This is a genomic window from Streptomyces sp. NPDC008150 (assembly GCF_042956945.1).
Taxonomy (GTDB): Bacteria; Actinomycetota; Actinomycetes; order Streptomycetales; family Streptomycetaceae; genus Streptomyces.
Genome location: NZ_JBIBHJ010000011.1, coordinates 207,868 through 226,095, shown reverse-complemented (window position 1 = coordinate 226,095; position 18,228 = coordinate 207,868). Strand labels below are relative to the sequence as shown.

Below are 18,228 nucleotides of genomic sequence, written 5' to 3'. Positions count from 1 at the left end.
GCGGTCTCCGTGGCGAGGGCTGAGGTGACCGCCCCTGGAAGGGCGGAGACCTCGACCGGCCAAGCCAGGAGCCCGACCGGGGTGAACTCGACGGGCTTTCCGGCTCGTGCCCTACAGCGCCGACCGGATCACCGGCACCGGCACGACTGTCGTCGTGGTCTCGTCGTGGTCTCCTTCACCAACGCCTCGGCGTGGGGCCGGAAAGGGCTCATTCGGCGGGCTCGTCGTCCCAGGCCATGGAGCAGATCCTCCAGCCGACCGGAGTGCGCAGGAACTGGGTGGACTTGTGTCCGCGCGCTTCGAACCGATTCCCGTTCAGGACACCGGACTTGGCGTAGGTGCTGAACCGGTGAGCCACCGAACCGAAGAGCTCTGTGCGCTCGGAGACCTCCCATTCGGAGAACTCCGTCAGGGTGCCGTCGGTGAGCATTCTGCGCCGTGGCTCGATGAACGCGTCCAGATCCATGATCGTCGGGGGCTGCCCCACCGTGGAGATGATCCTGCCCTCCGGGATGAAGAGCCGCCGGATTCCTTCCAGTTCGGGGGTTCTGCCACCGGTGTTGGTGAAGGACGCCATGAACGCCCCGATCAGGCGGTCGAGTTCGGCCCGGACCTGGGCCTCGTGGCTCTCGTCGGCCATCCCCTGTGGTTCCGACGAGTGGTGCAGGACTTTGCTCCCGGGCTCGGACGCGGACACCGGCAACCCCCTCCGACTACTGGCGCGGCCTCCCGTGCCACATGCGCCAGATGATATGCGCGTGCTCGGCAGCAGGGGCCGGGCGGTCGAACTTCGCCGGTCGGGAGGCCGCCCGTTGCCCTGCCCGCACCCGCGCGGTGGTTCAACGGCCCGTGGCTGCGCGTGCGTTCCCGGATCTGTCCGCTCGACGACGAGGGGCAGCAGCCCACCGCGACGGCCGCGGGTTCCGCAACTGTGCCCGGACGACGCCAGGTTAGGGGCCGACGCGTTCAGTACAGTCCGCCATGACGTGTCGTACGCAACGTGCCCGAGTCGTCGCGGCGGCACAAGCCCGGTCGCGGTGTCAGTGGGCGTCCGTAGAGTGCGAGGCGTGACTTTCTCTCTTGAGGTGCAGCCTGTTGTCGGTCATAGGGTTGAGCAGCCGTACGTCGGGATCAGGACGTCGGCCACGCTCGAATCCTTCGCCGCCTTCGAGCGGCGACTGGCCGAACTCCTGGCGTGGATGCGTGCGGAGGGCGTCGAGCCGGCCGGTCCGCCGTTCTGCCGGTATCACGTGATCGACATGTTCCGGGAACTCCAGGTAGAGGCTGGAGTTCCGGTGGCGGCGCGGGTCGATACGGCGGGTGACGTCCGGGTCGATGTTCTGCCCGCGGGCCGCTACGTGACGTACACCCATGTCGGGCCGCCGGACACGCACATCGACGTCATCGCCGCCATCTTCGACTGGGCCTCCGCGAAGGACCTGAAGTGGGACATGACCCCGTCCCCGGAGGGAGAGGTGTGGGGCTGTCGGCTGGCGAGCACGCTGTCACAGCCGTCGAAGCAACTGCCCGACGCCGGCCTGACGACGGAGTTCGCCTTCCGCCTGGCCGACTGACCGCCGGGCCCGTCCCCTTCGTTGTCGGCCTTGCCGTCCGATGCGGGGTCCGGTCCCTGCCGCCGGTCGGCGCGGACCCGGGCCCCAGCTCGAACCGGGCTCCGGAAAAGGGTCGGGCAGGCGCGCCTTCCGCACGCCCTTGACCGGGGAGGACGGAGCGGGAGAATGCTCCCCATGGATCATGAAAAAGCGCGGGCGTTCGTCGATTCCTGGGTGGCGGCGTGGAACGCGCACGACCTCGATTCCCTGCTGGCGCACTTCGCGGACGACGTGACGTTCCGTTCGCCCGTGGCGGCGCAACTGCTGGGCGGTGACGGGGTCATGCGCGGCAAGGACGCTCTGCGCTCCTACTGGGAAGAGGGACTGCGGCGCATCCCGGACCTGCGGTTCGAAGTGGTCGACCACTACGTCGGCGTGGACTGCCTGGTCATCAACTACCGCAACCAGAAAGGCGGCCTGGTCAACGAGGTGCTGATCTTCGACGGCAACCTGGTGGCCGACGGATACGGCGCCTACCTCGGCCAGGACGCCAATCCCGCCGGAGCACGCTGAACCCCGCGGAGCCGAACAGAGCCGGCAGCGCCGCCGTGCCGATGGCGAAGCCGGCCCCGACATGGCGGCGCGGTTCGGGCCGTGGACGCCCCGGGCGGGTGCCGTCGCACGACGGCGGAACGCCCGTCCGACAGCACCCACGACGCCGCCGTAGCCGGTGGGCGGTGTGCTTCGTGCGGGCCGCGGATCAGCCCGGCGAATCCTCGCGCGCGGTCGACGCGTCGTATGTCGGCGACGGCCACGACGTCGGGGGCGGGCCGAACGCGCGTCGCGTGGCCCGCACGTGCAGAGCGGCGAGGGCGGCGTTGGCGCTACCGCCGATCGCGGCACCGAAACCGACTGGTGCTACCCGACCGAGCACGACGATTCCCTGCTTGGTCCCGTACTTCGTGACGAAGTTGTCCCCCAGCACGCCGTTGATCTGATCCAGCCGCGCCCCCGGTACCCGGGCGACCACCCGGCGCCCCCAATGCGGTCCGGTGCGCCCGGCGATCTTGGGAATGGCGGCGGAACCGATCCCGGTCAGCACGGCTGCTCCCACGATCAGTCGCAGGCTCTCCTCCTCGTCGTCGAGGACTCCGTGGATCTCGGCGACGGAGAGCGCGAAACGGGTCCTGAGCTGAAGGGACGAGAGGGCCTCGCCCGCCGTCGCGGATCCCGTGCCGAAGCCGGGCGCGGCCGCAACGGCTCCGACCAGGGCGCTCTCCCGGCGAACTCCCTGATGTACTTCCGCTCCAGGGCGCGGATGACCTGTGCCGGTGTCGCCTCCGGGTTCCGCCGACGGGCTCGGGCGACGCTCCTGCGCGCGGGCAGACGCTGGGTGTCGACCACCTGATCGAGGTGGTCGAGGGCCTGTTGCCCACGTACGGCTACTGCCGGAACCAGTCCGTCGGGGGCGTCTGCCGTCATGCGGCACTCCTTGGATCGTGACATTCCGAATCAGTCTCCCATCTCGGCTCTGTCCATGTGAGGTGGTTGTGGCTCGGGTTGCGTGGTGCCGCGAGTCTGCGTCGGGACAACGCAACGTGCGCGCGCAGGAGTTGGGAATCCGCTCCTGATGATCCCGCTGCCGACCGTCAACTCGCTTCCCGATAGGGTCAGTTGTCCGGACCTGAAATGATCGGGTCCGCTGAGCGGGGGAGTGGAGCGCCATGAGCGGGACACGCGTGGACGACGTCAGTGGCAGGGGATGGAGCAGGCGGCAGCTTCTGCGGGCCGGTGGTGGCTTCGCGGCGCTCGCGGCGGGTGTCGGGGCCCCGCTGATGGCGGCGTCCCCCGCGGCGGCCGGGGACCCTCTCGTCTCCCCGCACTTCGTTCTCGGGGGCAACGGCGGGAACCCGGTCCTCAAGGCCACCCTCCACCAGCCGTACTGGGCGATGCAGTCCTTCGCCTACGACCACGTCAACGCGCAGATGTACTTCGCCCAGCACCGGGTGGGTACCAGCGCCGGTCACAACGGTGACCTGTGGATCTCCCGGACGGACCTCGCGGGCAACGTCCTGGGCGCCTCGACGATCCAGGGGTTCGGCCACGGCTCCTCCATGGGCGTGGAACCGGCCGGCGTCGGTGCCCTGCCCTACCTGTGGATCGAGGGCGGCGACTCCGACGACAACGGCGCGGGCGAGACGCTCGCGCGTTTCCGTTACGCGGACGGGATGGTGCTGAAGTACACGGATCCGGTCACGCCGATCTGGAACCGGACCCCGACGATCAACAGTTTCGCCAAGCTCCCGCGGCCCGCGATCGACCCGTACGCCAACCGCCTCCTGATCCGCTACGCGACGCAGGAACCGGCCGACCGCGTCTGGCGTCTCGCGGTGTTCTCGATGGCGGACGCCGTCGCCGGACGGCTGGGGCAGGACAACCGGGTCACCGAGCGCGCGATCCCGAACAACGACGAACTCGGCCTGACCGACGCCGACCTCTTCCAGGGCATCGCCCTGTGCGGCCGGTTCGCGTACCTGCTGTACGGAGGTCCGAATCGGACCTCGTACCTCGTGACCCTCGACCTGAACGACACCGGCGGCTCGTACTACGCCAAGTTCGCGACGGCGGCCGGTGCTTCCCTGAACGGCCGCGAGCCCCAGGGTGCGGCGATCTGGATGGTCTCGGGTGCCCCGCGACTCGCCTTCGGCTACTCGTCCAGGCAGACCGCCGACACCGACCACTTCGAGGCCAGCGTCTTCTACAAGAGCGACTTCGTCGACTGACCAGGACCAAGCTCGTCAACCGACCGACGGGCGAGGGGTGTTACCCGTGTTCGGGTGTTCCGGAAGCCCGGCGGGCGGAGTAAAGCGCCAACGGGGCCCCCGTGCCGGCGAGTCGAGAGGTCGAGCACCTCTCCACGGCACGGGGGCCCCGGTTGGAGCGGGGTGGGGCGGGACTCAGCCGATCGTCCACCGCTGGAGGGCGGAGCCGGTGTCGGTCTGCTGGGTGAGCAGGGCTCCCGGGGACGCGGACGCCGAGGTCAGGGCCAGGTTGCTCTTGACGGAGGTGACGCTGTAGGTGCCGTCGGAAAGACGGGTGAACGTCCAGTGCTGGTTGGTGCCGCCGGTGCAGGTCCACTGGATGACCTTGGCACCGGGGGCGGTGGAGCCGTCGGACACGTCGGCGCACAGCCCGGACTCGGCGTTGCGCAGTTCGTAGGATCCGTCGCTCTGCTGGGCGAAGGCCCAGGTCTGGTTGGTGCCGCCGTTGGCGGTGTAGGTGATGAGCTGGGTACCGGCGGTGGTGCTGTGCCCGGGGTCGTCCAGTGCCTGTCCGCCGGTGGCGACGGTGTGGTTGCCGGTCAGGCCGGCGGGGGCGGTGCCGACGGCCGTGACGGTCAGCGTCTGCTCCGCGGCGCTGCGTCCGCCGCCGACCGCACTGGCCGAGGTGTCGGTCCAGGCGCGCACCGGGGTGGTCTCGGCGAGCCTGCCGCTGACGCCGGAGAGGCCGATGACCAGGCCGCTGTAGCGGTTCACCAGTCGGTACGTGCCTGTGGCGGTGCCGTTGGCCGACGACGTGGTGGCCACGACGAACCACTGCTGGCCGACGGTGGCGCCGCCGCTGCCGGGCGTGGCGACCGTGGGCGCGCTGCCCCAGGCGCGGCCCGTCGAGGCGGTGGTGGGTACGCCGAGGAGCTGTCCGGTGGCGGCGTTGGCGATGCGGTAGGAGCCGTCGCCGGTGCCGGTGAAGGTCCAGGCGTCCAGTCCCGTCCCGGTCGCGGTGGCCGTCGAGGTGGTGGCGGAGGAAGTGGCGGACACCTGGGTCAGGACGCGGCCGCCGCCGCCCGCGATGCGATAGGTCCTGGTCGGATCGAAGGCGGCGGGGGCCGGGGCGGAGGAGTTGACCGTCAGGTTGACGTACTCGCCGGAGGCGCCGCCCGAGCAGCCGAAGGAGCAGTAGGACCGGAAGTCCTTGCCGACTATCGCCGAACCGGTCTTGCTGGTGCTGTCGAGGAACCACCGGTACCAGGAGGCGGTGTGGTAGCCGCCGGTGTCGCCGAGCAGGTGCCACTTCTGGGTGGCCAGGTTGTCGGTGGCGTACAGCTGCTGCGGCGCGTTGCCTGACTGGTCGGCGGCCTGGGGTTCGCCGATGTAGAGGCCCAGGTAGGCGTTGTAGGTGATGTCCATGACGAACAGCGGTGAGGTGGGCGGGGCCGTGCCCGCGGCGACCTGCTGGTCCACGCTCCCGGTGTTGGCCGGGTCGTACTCCTTGGCGGCGGGTGTGTAACCGGTGGTGGCGGTCGCGGTCACCGGGACCATGTTGCTCTCCCGGCCACCGACGCCCGGCTGGGACCAGGAGCCGTTGTACCACTTCTGCCAGGTGCCGGAGGCCATCTTGCCGGACAGCGGAGCGCGGGCCACGTGGGAGTAGAACGCCTTCCAGCCGCCGTTCTTGTCGATGAGGCGGGAGCCGTAGAAGACGTAGAAGTAGCCCGAGGCGGTGTCGACGTAGAGGCGCTGGTCGCCGTCGCCGTAGGAGTACGTCTGCTGCGGGAAGGCCGTGGTGTCGCCGCGTGCGGTGCTGTAGGGCGAGGTGAGGGCGTGGCCCTCGATGGTCCAGTGCCGCCCCTGGTCGGTGGAGACGGCGTAGTCGATGGCGTCGAAGTGGCTGCTGTCACCGAAGGGCTGCGGGGTGAACTCGTTGTGCACCAGGCCGTACCAGTCCCCGCTGTCGGGGTCGACCCACACCCCCGCAAGATCGCAGAAGTTGCGCTGCGCGTAGCTGGAGCCGCTGGGCGGGAAGGTCGCCGCCGTACCGGTGGGGCTGTTGTTGCACAGGGCGGTGGTGTCCGCGTTGGTTCCGGCGTCGCTGATCGCCGAGGAGCGGGTGGCGGTGTCGAGGTCGGCGCCCGTGTAGAAGGTCCACGCCCTGCTGTCGCTCGCGCCGTACAGCGAGTGCGCCTGCTGGTAGTAGAACGTCCCGTCCTTGTCGATGTACGGGTAGGCGGGGGTGTCGTCGGGGTGGGTCCAACTGCCCTTGGCGCCGACGGTCACCGTGTAGGTGGGGTCGGCGGCGGAGGCGGTCGGGACGTTCAGGAAGGTGCCGGCCACGGCGAGTGCCGCGGCGGTCAGGGCTCCGGCGATTCTGGTGCGGCGTGCGGTGTGTCCGGGACTTCTGCGAGAGGCCGCCACGGTGTGCTCCTTCGGTGTCGGGGCGTGACGGTGCGGGGGAATGGGGAGGCGTCGGGTTCCGCAGGTCGGTCAGTCGAAGGTCTCGATGTAGACCTGCGGCTCACCGAGGTCCGGCCGGTCGCACAGGGCGATGTGCTCGCCCAGGTGCTCCAGCTCCAGCACGGTGAGGGTGTTGTCCCCCGCGTGCAGGAAGGGGCGGGGGAGGTAGAGGGTGTGCTGCGGCCCGATGTGCCAGTAGCGGCCCAGCAGTTGACCGTTGACCCAGCAGAACCCCTTGCCGAAGCCGGGCAGGCGCAGGAAGGAGTCGGCCGGCTCGTCGACGGTGAGGCAGGCGGTGGCGAACCCGGTCCCGCCGCCGGGCGGGGCGAGGGAGACGGCACTGGACAGCTCGCCGGGGCTCCATTCGTCCAGGGGGAGGCGGTACATGCTCCACCCGTGCACCAGCCGCCGGCCGACGCTCACGCCGCCGAGGATGCCCTTGCCCTGGCCGAGCAGCGGCCCGTAGTTGACGCGCCCCTGGTTCTCCACCAGCAGTTCCAGCCGGACGCGTGCCCCGGCACCGTGCACGCGGAACGAGGAGGTCTCGCGGTCCAGCACGGCCAGGGGGGCGCCGTCCACGAAGGCATGGGCGCGGTCGTGGAGTCCGGTGACGGTCAGGTCGTGTTCCCCCGCGGGCAACAGTGGTTCGGCCGCGTAGAGGACCAGGCCGGAAGCCTGCCCCAGTTCCTCGAAGCTCAACGGCGCGGGCGCGCGCACCGGTTCGGCGACCGTGCGCAGCGCGTCCAGCAGGGCCGCCCCGCGGGTCACCGGCAGCAGGGCGGGCGGCAGCAGAGGCGGGTCGGCCGGGAGAGGGCGGTCGGGTGCCGGCCGTCCGGCGGCGGTGGTCAGCTTCTCGCGCAGTGCGAAGAACTTGTCCGTGAGGGCGCCGTGTTCGGCGATGGGGGCGTCGGAGTCGTAGCTGGTGACGGTGGGCTGCAACCGGTCGCCGTCGTGGTTCGCGCCCGCCCAGAGGCCGAAGTTGGTGCCGCCGTGGGCCATGTAGAGGCTCACCGAGCCGTGCGCGTCCAGGATGCGGCCCACGTCGTCGGCGGCGCCGGCGGCCGGGCGCACGTGGTGCGGCTCGCCCCAGTGGTCGAACCAGCCGTTCCAGAACTCCGCGCAGAAGAAGGGCTCTTCGGGCCGGCGGGAGCGCAGGAGGCGGGCGGCCCGTTCGGGGTGGGAGCCGAAGGTCGCGGCGGCGAGTTCGCCGTCGAGGGCGCCCGCGTCCTGCATCAGTTCGGTGGGGCCGTCGGCCGTGTAGAGGAGTTCGGTGATGCCGCCTGCCGTCAGCGCGTCGCGTACCCAGCGGACGTAGTCACCGTCGTCGCCGTAGGAGCCGTACTCGTTCTCGATCTGCACGGCGACCACGGGACCGCCCTGGCAGGCCTGGAGGGCGGCGACGCGGGGGATCAGCGCGTCGAACCAGCGTCCCGCGGCCGTGATGAACGGCGGATGCGAGGTGCGCGGCCGCATGCCGGGCCGTCCGGTCAGCCAGGCGGGCAGTCCGCCGTTGTCCCACTCGGCGCAGATGTACGGCCCCGGGCGCACGATCAGGTCGAGACCCGCCTCCTGGGCGAGCCGCGCGAACCGGTCCAGGTCGCGCCAGCCGTCGAAGCGGACGTCGCCCGGCGCGCGTTCGTGGAAGTTCCACGGGACGTACGTGTCGACGGTGTTCAGCCCGAGGGCGGCCAGCCGGGTCATGCGGTCGGCCCACTGGTCGGGGTGGACACGGAAGTAGTGCAGCGAGCCGGAGAGGATGCGGTGCGGGCGGCCGGCGCGCAGCAGTGTGCCGCCGGCGTGGGTGATGGCGGCCGCGGGGCGCTGGACGCGGGCGGTGCCCGGGGCGGTCCGCGCGCTCACTTGACGGCTCCGGCGGTCATGCCCGCACGCCAGAAGCGCTGGAGGGCGAGGAAGGCGATCAGCAGAGGCAGGACGGAGACCAGCGAGCCGATGACGACCAGCGGCGGAGGCACGGCGACATGACTGGCGTTCCAGCCCACCAGGCCGACGGTCACCGGCTGGAGCCGGTCGTCGCCGAGCACCATCGCGGGCAGCAGGTAGTTGTTCCAGATCTCCACGAACTGGAACAGGAAGATGGTGACCAGGGCGGGCAGCATCATGCGCACACCGAGGGAGCGGAAGATGCGCAACTCGCCCGCGCCGTCGATACGGCCCGCCTCCAGTACCTCGTCGGGAATGGTCTGCGCCGCGAACACCCGCGCCAGGTAGACGCCGAAGGGGCTGACCACGCTCGGCAGCAGCACGGCCAGCGGGTTGTCGATGAGGTGCACACCGGAGAACATCAGGTACAGCGGGAGGGTGAACAGCACCTTCGGTACCAGGACGGCGGCGAGCACCAGGCCGAACAGCGCGCCGCGGCCGGGGAAGTCGAACTTGGCCAGCGCGTACCCGGCGAGCGCCGAGAACAGGGTGCCGAGCAGGGCGCCCGCGCCGCAGTACAGCAGGCTGTTGAGCATCCAGCGCCAGAAGATGCCGCCGTCCTGCTCCCCGAGGCGGGCGATGTTGCCGAAGAGGCCGAAGCCGTCGAACCACAGGCCGTTCCCGCTGAACTGCCTTCCGAACGGCTTGGTCGCCGATACCAGCAGCCACCACAGTGGAAAGAGGAAGTAGACCGCGGACAGGGCCAGCAGGGTGGTGACCGTGGCTCTGCTCGCGGGGCTGCTGTCGCGGCGTGGTGTGTGCCGCGTCCGGGGCGTCGTGGTGGTGCTCATGCTGATTCCCCCCGGTGGGTCACCCTGAAGAAGCAGAAGGAGACGACTCCCACCAGCAGGGCGAGGATCACCGACTGGGCAGCCGCGTAGGGGTAGTTGCCGGCCGCGACCGCGCTCTGGGCGGACATGAGCGGCGTGAAGGAGGACGAGACGGCCCCCGCGGAGACGGGTTGCAGGACGGCCGGTTCGTTGTACAGCTGCGCCGAGCCGATGATCGAGAACACCGCGGTCAGCACCAGGGCACCGCGCACCGCCGGGATCTTGACGCTCCAGGTGATCCGCAAGGCGGAGGCGCCGTCCATGCGCGCCGCTTCGAGCACCTCGGCGGGTATCGACTGGAGAGCGGCGTAGATGATGATCATGTTGTAGCCGACCCAGCTCCAGGTCACGATGTTGGCCACCGACCACAGCACCAGCTTCTGCCCGAAGAACGGGACGGTGAAGCCGAGCGGTTCGAGGAGCCGGTTGACCGGGCTGGACTGCGTCGAGTACATGAACGACCAGATCAGCGAGGCGCTCACCCCGGGGATCGCGTACGGCATGAAGCTGGACAGCCGGAAGAAGCTCCTGCCGCGCGCGGACTTGCTGTCGATGAGCAGGGCGAGAGCCAGCGCGAGGCCGAGCATGACGGGCACCTGCACCAGACCGAAGACGGCGATGCGGCCGAGCGAGGAGGTGAACGCGCCGTCGCGCAGGGCCCGGGTGTAGTTGCCCAGCGGGTCGAACACCTCGGTGGGCGCGGTGAGTCCGAGTCCCGAACGGTGCACGGTGTAGAGGCTCTTGAGGGCGGCGTAGACGATCGGCGCGACGTACATGCCGGCGAACAGGATCAGGAACGGGGCGCAGAACGCCAGCGGTCGGACCGACCGTCCGCGAGGCCGACGGGGCCGTGGGGCGGCGGGCCGCGGCGGGCCGAACTCGGCCGGGGACCGGCCGGTGGGGTGCGCCGGGGCGGCGACTTGGGACACGGGTGCTCTTCCTTCGCTTTGCTCGGACGCCGGAGGCGGGTACGGCTCGGCCGGGCCGGGCGGGCGGTCCGCCCGGCCCGGAGGCGTCATTTCGCGGTGTTCAGGCCCTGCTTCTCCATCTCCGTCAGCGTCAGGTCCTGCGTGGTGCGCAGTGCGTCGGAGATCGTGGACCTGCCCGCCCACGCCTTGCCCAGGCCGTCGTCCAGGTCGGCGGAGGTCTTCGTCATCAGCGGCCCCCACGTCCAGCCGGTGCCGACGTGGCCGGAGGCGTCGGCGAAGACGCCGTAGATGTTCTGTCCGCCGAAGTAGGGGTCCTTGCCGCCCAGTTGGGGCAGACCGAGGAGCTTGGTCGCGGCCGGGTAGAGCGCGGCCTTGTCGACGAGGGTGCCGAACGTCGTGGGGTCGGTGCTCAGCCAGTGCGCGAAGTCCCAGGCGGCCTCGGGGTCGGCGCAGCCCTTGAGGACCGCGGTGGCCGACCCGCCGGCGTTTCCGACCTGCTGCTCGCCGGCCTTCCACTGGGGCATCGGCGCCACCGCCCACTTGCCCGAACCGTCCTTCGCGCCGCCCTTGATGACGCCGGCCTGCCAGACCGCGCCGACGACGGTGGCGATGTCACCGTTGCCCAGGCCCGTGTACCAGGCCTGGTCGTACATCGGGGCGCTGCTGATCAGGTGGTCGTCGGCCAGCTTCTGCCAGTAGTCGGCGACCTTGTTGTTGGCGGAGGAGTCCAGGGTGACCTGCCAGGCGTCGCCCTTCACTCCGAACCAGTCGGCGCCCGCCTGCCACGCCAGGCCCGCGTAGTCGTAGTCGAGGTAGGGCGAGGAGATGTAACGGTGGGGGTCGGCGGCGTGGATCTTCAGCGCGTCGCTGCGGTACTCGGCCCAGGTGGTGGGGGGCTTGAGGCCCAGGGAGTCGAAGACCTCCTTGTTGTAGAACAGGGCCATGGGGCCGGTGTCCAGGGGAGCGCCGTAGACCTGGCCGCCCAGTGTCACCGACTTCCAGGCCGCCTCCTGGTAGTCGCCCTTGTCCGCCGTGGCGTACTTGGTCACGTCCTGCAAGGCACCCTGCGCGGCGAAACTCGGCAACGTCTCGTAGCCGACCTGGGCCAGGCACGGCGCGTTGCCCGCCTTCACCGCGTTCAGCATCTTCTGGTAGCCGCCCTTGGCGCCGGGCTGCACCGCCTGATAGACGACCTTGCTGTCCGGGTGAGAGGCGTTGTACGCCTTGACCGCATCGGCGTAGCCGGGCGCCCAGCCCCAGAACGTGAGCGACGACGCCCCCGAAGCGCCGGTGTTCTTCGTGTCCTGTCCACCGCACCCGGCGACGGTGAACGCCATGGCGGCGGCACACCCCACACCCAGAACGCGTACGACGGAACTCCTCATGGCTCCTCCAAAGTGCTGCGGCAGACCGGGAGATGGACGCTCCGAAGGGGCCGCGCGAACGTGGGACGCTCCCGGTCCGCAGGGGCCGGTACGTCTCGATGGCCGGAACTATGGCAGAGAATGTTATCGATGCCAACAGCGTCCTCCCCGGTAATTACTGGGGACTTGGCCCCGTGGGTGCACGCGGCTGAGGGAGCGATATCATTGCCGCGTCGGTCCGCGAGGGAAGGGAAGCCATGGCGAAGCCGCAGGGCAAGAGCGACGATCGCCCACCGGGAATGGTCGACGTGGCACGGGTCGCCGGGGTGTCCGCGCAGACCGTGTCACGGGCCCTCTCGGGGCACCCCAACGTGCAACCGCACACCCGGGAGCGGGTGTTGGCGGCGGTGGAGAAGCTCGGCTACCGGCGCAACAACGCGGCCCGCGTGCTCTCCTCCGGGCGCAGCCGCACTCTCGGCGTGGTGACCCTGCAGAGCACGTTCTACTCGCGGGCGGCCCTCACCACCGGCATCGAGAACGCCGCGCGGGCCGCCGGGTACGAGGTCAGCACGGCGGACACGTCCTCCCTGGACACCTCCAGCATCGAGGTCGCCCTCTCGCGGCTGGCCGACCAGGACGTCGAGGGCGTCATCCTCGCGGTGCCGCTGATCCACACCAGCGCGCGCATCGAGCAGTTCATGCGGAACACGCCGACGATCGCGGTCGACGGACCCAGCACCGACACCACCGAAGTCGTCGCGATCGACCAGGCGCTCGCGGCCCGCAAGGCCACCCAGCACCTGCTGGACCTCGGCCACAAGACCGTCTGGCACATCGCCGGACCCGGACACTGGCTGGAGGCCGCCCGCCGGCGCGACGGCTGGCGCGCCACGCTCGAAGAAGCCGGCCGGCCGGTGCCGCCGCAGCTGGAGGGGGACTGGTCGCCGGCCTCCGGCTACCGCAACGGGCTCCTGCTCGGCCGGATTCCGGAGGCGAGCGCGGTCTTCGTCGCCAGCGACGAGATGGCCTTCGGCGTGATCCGCGCCCTGACCGAACTCGGACGGCGCGTGCCGGAGGACGTCTCCCTGGTCAGTGTCGACGACATCGACCTGGCCGCGTACTGCACCCCGCCGCTGACCACGGTCGCCCAGCCGTTCGCCCAGACCGGCGAACTCGCCGTGGCCCACCTGCTGCGGCACATCACCGACCCTGCGGGCACGGTCGTCCCGGCGTCGGTCGAACCGCAACTCGTCGTCCGCGCCAGCACGGCCCCGTACGCAGGGACGTGACACCCCGGGGGGCTTCTCCCGGCACCGCTTGCCTGGCGCGCCTCGCTGAGCGTGCCTTCCGAGCGCGCCTCCCCGCTTCACCGGTGGACATGCCGGTGGACATGACGTCCCCCGGAAGGGTGAGCGCAGGACGACCCGGTCGGCGCGCCGGGGCGCGGCTCGGTCCGCCGAGGCCCCGCCCGGTCGATGCGGTCGGCCCGTCCCTCACCTGCACCTTTCGCGATACCCCTCCGACTTGGCGGAGCCCCCGCTCCGGTGTTCTCCTGAGGTGTGACCACGACCCAACATCGCAAGGGCCTCGTACTCGACTTCGGTGGTGTGCTGACGACCCCTCTGCTGCCCGCCGTGCTGGCCTTCGAGAAGCGTGCCGGACTGCCCGAGGGCGCCCTGCTCACGGGGATCTACCTGAACCCCGAGGGCATCCGGCTCACCGAGGAACTCGAACGCGGCGCACTCACCCAGGCGCAGTGGAACGAGGCCGCCGGACGGCTCCTCGGCATCGAGGCGGACAACCTGTTGGGCCGTGTCTTCGGCGACCTGCGCCCCGAGCCCGCGATGATCGCCGCGGCCGCCGCCGCGCGCCGGGCCGGCATCAGGGTCGGCATCCTCTCGAACACCGTCGGGCTCAGCCCGTGGAACCTGTACGAGGGCTACGAGATCGACACCCGGTACGACGCCGTTGTGCTGTCGGAGGTCCACGGCCTGCGCAAGCCCGAGCCGGAGATCTTCCACGTCGTGCTGCGGGAACTCGGCCTGACCGCCGCGGAGTGCGTGTTCGTGGACGACACCGCGCAGCACCTCGCACCGGCGGCGGAGCTGGGATTCGCCACGGTGCAGGCGGTGGACCCGGCCCGCACGGTCGCCGCTCTGGAGGACCTGCTGGGCATGTCCCTCGCCGGGGCCGACACCGGCCTCGGCGTGGACACCTCCACCGAGGGAGCGCGCCAGAGCGGCTGACGGTGCCTCTGACGGGCCCGAGAAGAATTCCCACCAAGTCGCAAAAAAGCCCCGCCATGCGGAATGCCGCGGTCCCGCCGGAGGTTCTCCCTCTCACCCGACTGCCCGTGCCCGGGGCAGCAGGTGCTCCGGGCACGGTGTTCCGTACGCATCGACGGGAGATGCCTTGAAGCGTCCCGACTCGAACGAGCCGTCCAGAATCCGCCGTGTCCGTATCCCCGGCACCGTGCCGCTGCTCCCGCCCGCGGTGGGGCAGCGGCCACACGGCCCGGAGGAGACACCGGAGGTCTCCGCCGCCGAACCACCGCAGGACGCGGTGGAATTGGCGGCGGAATGACGTGACGGGCTCGGCCGCGCCGGGCGGAGCCCCGGTAGCCGACTGCCCGTCCGAACGGCCCTGGGGAACACCCCCGTACACGGGTGTTCCCCAGGGCCGTTCGCCGTCTCGGGACGGCGGCTTCGAGAGCAACGACTGTGGTTCGGCGGCGCGTTGAGCCCACTTCCCGCCGGGCTCCCCGCTCTCCGCTCACCGCGAGGGTCTCCCGTTGCCGTCAGGCCTGCACGGTGGGGCGCACGACGATCTCGCTGACGTCGACACCCTCGGGCTGTTCGACGGCGTAACCGATCGCGGAGGCGATGGCGGAGGGCGGCATGGCGATCTCGTCGCGCTGTCGTGCCAGCGCCTCCGCCGCCTCGGGACTGCCTCCCTTGCCGACGCCCTCGGTGTTGGTGAAGCCGGGGGAGACGAGCGTGACGCGCAGGTCGGGGCCGGATTCCTGCCGCAGGCCCTCGGTGATCACCTTCACCGCGGTCTTGGTCGCCGCGTAGACGGCCTGCGGGGACTTGACGACGTACGCCGCGGTGGAGCCGACGTTGACGAAGTGACCGGCGCGCTGGCGGCGGAAGACGGGCAGGGCGGCCCCGATGCCGTTGAGCAGGCCGGTGATGTGGGTGGCGACCATGGCGTCCCAGTCGTCCTGACGCAGGTCGTCGAACGGTGAGACGGCCATGGTGCCGGCGTTGGAGACGAGGACGTCGAGACGCCCGTACCTGTCCACCGCGGTGTCCGTCAGGCGCCGGAGGTCCTCGCGGCGCGTGACGTCGACGACCACACCGGTGGCGGTGCCGCCCTGCGCGGCAATGGCGGCGACGACGGCGTTCAGGCGCTCCTCTCGCCGGGCTCCGAGCACGAGCCGGGCACCTCTCGCCGCGAGATGGATCGCCGTGGCCTCCCCGATGCCGCTGCTGGCACCCGTGATGGCGATGACCTTGCCCTCAATACCTGACGTACCCGACATGGATCGGTCACTTCCTTTCGCGGGGGCGCGCAGGCCAGAGCTCTGACCTGCGTCTGTGGCCTAGAGTGAAAACGGAGGCGTCCCCGGTAGTTCAACCTAAGTGGGGGTGCCCCCGTTTAGCAAGCGGGCAAGTCCGCGAGGGGACGGCAGTTACCGATGACCAGCAAGGAGCCGCGGCCGCTGAGGGCCGACGCCCGGCGCAACAGGGAGAAGATCCTCGACGCCGCGATGCGTGCCTTCACGGCGCAGGGGCTCGACGCCCACCTGGAACACATCGCCAAGGACGCGGGCGTGGGCAGCGCGACCCTGTACCGCAACTTTCCCACCCGGGAGGCGCTGATCGAGGCGGTCTACCGCAACGAGGTGGCCCGCCTGTGCGACGCCGCGCCCGACCTGCTGGAGCGGCAGTTTCCCCTGGACGCCCTGCGCGCATGGACACGCCTCTACCTGGACTACGTCACCGCCAAGCACGGCATGATCGACGCCCTGCGTGCCATCGCCGCGACCGGTGGCAACCCCTACGGCCACAGCCGGCAGAGGATCCGGTCCGCCATCGCGACGCTCATGGACGCGTGCGTGGCCGCCGGGGCGATCCGCACCGACATTCCGTCGGGCGATGTCGCCGCCGCGCTGGAGGGCATCGCCCTCACCTCGGCCGGTGACGGGCACCGGCAACAGGCGGAGCGCCTGCTCGACCTCACCCTGGACGGCCTCACGATCGGCCGATGAGCGGCCCCGGCCGCCCGTGCCGGGCGGCAGGCCCGAGCCTCGGCCGGCCGCGGCAACCGGCGTCGCCGACGGCGGCCCGCCTGTCCGTCTGCCTGCCTCGGCCCCGAGGGAACGCCCGTGCGCCCGGCGGCAGTTCCGTCCCGCGCGGCCATGACCACGCACTCGCGCAGGGCTGGTCTGCTCGCGGCCTCGGTGTCGAGGGCCGGTGGTCCGATCCCGCGTGTGTGGATGGGACTGTTGAACCGGACGACGATGCACGGCAGTTGACGGCAGGGGAGCCACCGCGGGCCGTGCGACCGAACGGCACGTCCGTAGGTGACGCAGTTCCACCGCGAGGGCCGCGTCCGGCGGTTCGATCGGCACTGCCGATGATCGTCATCGGCAGCCCCCGCTTCCGCAACTGGCCACGCACTGCCAGGATTTCGGGCATCTCCCCCCGCCGGTGACCGGCCCCCGGTGACACCCGTCGTATCGCCACGTTCGCCCAATTCCCAACGCTCTTACGCCCTCACGCCCTCACGCCCTTGTTGTCCGCACGACTGCCGCAGTGGCCGCTGCTCGTCGGGCGGGCGCCGTGCCGCGCCGCGTTCGTCGAGCGGATCCCGAGATCCCGTACTTCCCGAAAGGCACCGCCATGTCCAGCCGGCCCCCGCGCCCGGTGAATGTCAGCCGGCCGCTTCCCGATCTTCCGTCCGACGGTCCGGGCGTGCCCGCAATCCGCCCGAGTCGGCTCCTGCTTCTGGGGCTGTCGCTCGGCTACTTCATGGTGCTGCTGGACACCACGGTGGTCACCGTGGCCCTGCCCGCCATCGGCAGGGATCTCTCGGGTTCGCTCAGCGGACTTCAGTGGGTGTCCGACGCCTACACGCTCACCTTCGCCGCCCTGCTGCTCACGGCCGGGGCGCTCGCCGACCGCTACGGCGGTCGACGGACCTTCCTGACCGGTCTGTGGCTGTTCGCCGGCCTGTCCGGCGCCTGCGCGGCGGCCGGTTCGATGGGCATGCTGATCGCACTGCGGGCCCTCCTCGGTGTGGCGGGCGCCCTGCTCCTGCCCTCGTCCCTCGCGATCGTCGCGCAGACCTACGGCGAACCGGCGGCCCGTGCGCGGGCGATGGGGATCTGGGCAGCGATCAGTGGCAGTGCACTGGCGGCGGGTCCCCTGGTCGGCGGGATCCTGACCGACACCGTCGGCTGGCGGACCATCTTCCTGGTGAACGTCCCCGTGGCGGCGGTCTGCATTCTCATCACGGCGAGGCACACGCCCGCCGGCGCACCCCGCAGGTCCGCCAAGGGGGTTGATCCGGCAGGGCAGTTCAGTGCCGTGGCGGCTCTCGCCGGCCTGACGTACGCACTCGTCGAGAGTGGTCCCGAGGGGTGGGCTTCCCTTCAAGTCCTGGGCGGATTCGTGGTGTTCGCGGCAGCGGGAGCGCTGTTCGTTGTCACCGGGCGGAGGCCGGAGACGGAGAGGCGCGCCCCCATGCTGCCGCCGGTCATGTTGCGCAACCGAACGTTCTCCGCCGGGCTGTTGGCCGGTCTGCTGGTCAACTTCGGCCTCTCGGGCGTCCTGTTCGTCCTCTCGCTCCTCTTCCAGGAGGCATACGGCTGGTCGGCCCTCACCGTGGGGCTCGCCTTTCTGCCGCTCACCCTTCCGACCGCCTTCAACCCGGTCTTCACCGGCCGCCTCGTCGGCAGGATCGGCGCCCGCGGGCCTGCCATCGCCGGCTTCCTGATGATGGGCACCGGCGTCCTGGTGCAGGCCGCCTCCGTCTCGGACTCGGCCGCGGCGCACGCCGTGATGTGTGCCGGTCTGCTGATCCTGGGCTTCGGTGTCTCCTTCACGATTCCCCCGCTGATGACAGCGGTCGTGGGCTCCGTGACCAGGGAACAAGCCGGCATCGCCTCGGGCGCGCTGAACGCCGCGCGCCAGACAGGAGCCGTGGTGGGCGTGGCGGTGCTGGGAGCGGTTGCCGGTGGCGGCTCGTCGGGCACCGGGGGAGCGCGGCTCGCGCTGGCGGTTGCCGGCGTCGTACTGCTGCTGGGGGCGGGGGTCGTCGCCGCGTACATCGGGCGCCGGGGAGTCGGCGGAGTCTAGGCGAGGGGTGTGGCG

Annotated in this window: 15 protein-coding genes; 7 read left to right on the top strand and 8 right to left on the bottom strand. The window is 70.9% G+C overall.

What is annotated here, in order from left to right; all coding sequences use genetic code 11:
- Positions 1 to 208 precede the first annotated feature (208 nt).
- Complete coding sequence (locus tag ACFZA0_RS26025; protein WP_391021226.1) at positions 209 to 640, bottom strand: DUF4440 domain-containing protein; 432 nt, start codon at positions 638 to 640, stop codon at positions 209 to 211.
- A gap of 427 nt (positions 641 to 1,067) precedes the next feature.
- Here ACFZA0_RS26025 and ACFZA0_RS26020 point away from each other — a divergent pair, with 427 nt between their 5' ends.
- Positions 1,068 to 1,574 (top strand): GyrI-like domain-containing protein, encoded by a 507-nt coding sequence (locus ACFZA0_RS26020; protein WP_391021224.1) that lies wholly within the window; start codon positions 1,068 to 1,070, stop codon positions 1,572 to 1,574.
- Between the two features lie 174 nt (positions 1,575 to 1,748).
- Entirely contained in the window at positions 1,749 to 2,126 is a 378-nt protein-coding gene (locus tag ACFZA0_RS26015) for a nuclear transport factor 2 family protein (protein WP_391021222.1), read from the top strand.
- 187 nt (positions 2,127 to 2,313) lie between these two features.
- Here ACFZA0_RS26015 and ACFZA0_RS26010 read toward each other — a convergent pair whose 3' ends face one another.
- Positions 2,314 to 2,655 (bottom strand): hypothetical protein, encoded by a 342-nt coding sequence (locus tag ACFZA0_RS26010; protein WP_391021221.1) that lies wholly within the window; start codon positions 2,653 to 2,655, stop codon positions 2,314 to 2,316.
- A 622-nt stretch (positions 2,656 to 3,277) separates the two neighbouring features.
- Here ACFZA0_RS26010 and ACFZA0_RS26005 point away from each other — a divergent pair.
- Positions 3,278 to 4,336 carry a hypothetical protein gene (locus ACFZA0_RS26005; protein WP_391021219.1) on the top strand — a complete coding sequence of 353 codons (1,059 nt, stop codon included), beginning with the start codon at positions 3,278 to 3,280 and terminating at the stop codon, positions 4,334 to 4,336.
- 174 nt (positions 4,337 to 4,510) lie between these two features.
- Here ACFZA0_RS26005 and ACFZA0_RS26000 read toward each other — a convergent pair whose 3' ends face one another.
- The 5 genes from ACFZA0_RS26000 to ACFZA0_RS25980 form a co-directional block, all read right to left on the bottom strand.
- Positions 4,511 to 6,745, bottom strand: a complete 2,235-nt coding sequence (locus ACFZA0_RS26000) for an RICIN domain-containing protein (RefSeq protein WP_391021217.1) — start codon at positions 6,743 to 6,745, stop codon at positions 4,511 to 4,513.
- A 69-nt stretch (positions 6,746 to 6,814) separates the two neighbouring features.
- The gene (locus ACFZA0_RS25995) at positions 6,815 to 8,644 is read right to left on the bottom strand and encodes a beta-galactosidase (RefSeq protein ID WP_391021215.1); all 1,830 of its coding nucleotides are present in this window, start codon (positions 8,642 to 8,644) and stop codon (positions 6,815 to 6,817) included.
- Positions 8,641 to 9,516 (bottom strand): ABC transporter permease subunit, encoded by an 876-nt coding sequence (locus ACFZA0_RS25990; RefSeq protein ID WP_391021213.1) that lies wholly within the window; start codon positions 9,514 to 9,516, stop codon positions 8,641 to 8,643. The genes ACFZA0_RS25995 and ACFZA0_RS25990 overlap by 4 nt, the downstream gene beginning before the upstream one ends.
- Complete coding sequence (locus ACFZA0_RS25985) at positions 9,513 to 10,484, bottom strand: ABC transporter permease subunit (RefSeq protein ID WP_391021211.1); 972 nt, start codon at positions 10,482 to 10,484, stop codon at positions 9,513 to 9,515. Before ACFZA0_RS25985 ends, ACFZA0_RS25990 begins: the two co-directional genes overlap by 4 nt.
- Positions 10,485 to 10,570: 86 nt before the next feature.
- Positions 10,571 to 11,869, bottom strand: coding sequence for an extracellular solute-binding protein (locus ACFZA0_RS25980; protein WP_391021209.1), 1,299 nt, complete (start codon positions 11,867 to 11,869; stop codon positions 10,571 to 10,573).
- A gap of 236 nt (positions 11,870 to 12,105) precedes the next feature.
- On the opposite strand from ACFZA0_RS25980, the gene ACFZA0_RS25975 reads away from it, so the two are divergent.
- The gene (locus tag ACFZA0_RS25975) at positions 12,106 to 13,137 is read left to right on the top strand and encodes a substrate-binding domain-containing protein (RefSeq protein ID WP_391021207.1); all 1,032 of its coding nucleotides are present in this window, start codon (positions 12,106 to 12,108) and stop codon (positions 13,135 to 13,137) included.
- 270 nt (positions 13,138 to 13,407) lie between these two features.
- On the top strand, positions 13,408 to 14,094 hold the full coding sequence (locus ACFZA0_RS25970; protein WP_391021205.1) for an HAD-IA family hydrolase: 687 nt from the start codon (positions 13,408 to 13,410) through the stop codon (positions 14,092 to 14,094).
- Between the two features lie 551 nt (positions 14,095 to 14,645).
- On the opposite strand, the gene ACFZA0_RS25965 is transcribed toward ACFZA0_RS25970, so the two are convergent.
- On the bottom strand, positions 14,646 to 15,392 hold the full coding sequence (locus ACFZA0_RS25965; protein ID WP_391021203.1) for an SDR family NAD(P)-dependent oxidoreductase: 747 nt from the start codon (positions 15,390 to 15,392) through the stop codon (positions 14,646 to 14,648).
- 156 nt (positions 15,393 to 15,548) lie between these two features.
- Here ACFZA0_RS25965 and ACFZA0_RS25960 point away from each other — a divergent pair, with 156 nt between their 5' ends.
- Complete coding sequence (locus ACFZA0_RS25960) at positions 15,549 to 16,121, top strand: TetR family transcriptional regulator (RefSeq protein ID WP_391021201.1); 573 nt, start codon at positions 15,549 to 15,551, stop codon at positions 16,119 to 16,121.
- Between the two features lie 706 nt (positions 16,122 to 16,827).
- Positions 16,828 to 18,213 carry an MFS transporter gene (locus ACFZA0_RS25955; protein WP_391021199.1) on the top strand — a complete coding sequence of 462 codons (1,386 nt, stop codon included), beginning with the start codon at positions 16,828 to 16,830 and terminating at the stop codon, positions 18,211 to 18,213.
- Positions 18,214 to 18,228 lie beyond the last annotated feature (15 nt).

Bases quoted from the DNA above. Each gene is read 5' to 3' on its own strand.
- ACFZA0_RS26025 (WP_391021226.1), bottom strand. From the start codon at position 640: ATGGCCGACGAGAGCCACGAGGCCCAGGTCCGGGCCGAACTCGACCGC.
- ACFZA0_RS26015 (WP_391021222.1), top strand. From the start codon at position 1,749: ATGGATCATGAAAAAGCGCGGGCGTTCGTCGATTCCTGGGTGGCGGCG.
- ACFZA0_RS26005 (WP_391021219.1), top strand. From the start codon at position 3,278: ATGAGCGGGACACGCGTGGACGACGTCAGTGGCAGGGGATGGAGCAGG.
- ACFZA0_RS25990 (WP_391021213.1), bottom strand. From the start codon at position 9,516: ATGAGCACCACCACGACGCCCCGGACGCGGCACACACCACGCCGCGAC.
- ACFZA0_RS25980 (WP_391021209.1), bottom strand. From the start codon at position 11,869: ATGAGGAGTTCCGTCGTACGCGTTCTGGGTGTGGGGTGTGCCGCCGCC.
- ACFZA0_RS25975 (WP_391021207.1), top strand. From the start codon at position 12,106: ATGGCGAAGCCGCAGGGCAAGAGCGACGATCGCCCACCGGGAATGGTC.
- ACFZA0_RS25965 (WP_391021203.1), bottom strand. From the start codon at position 15,392: ATGTCGGGTACGTCAGGTATTGAGGGCAAGGTCATCGCCATCACGGGT.
- ACFZA0_RS25960 (WP_391021201.1), top strand. From the start codon at position 15,549: ATGACCAGCAAGGAGCCGCGGCCGCTGAGGGCCGACGCCCGGCGCAAC.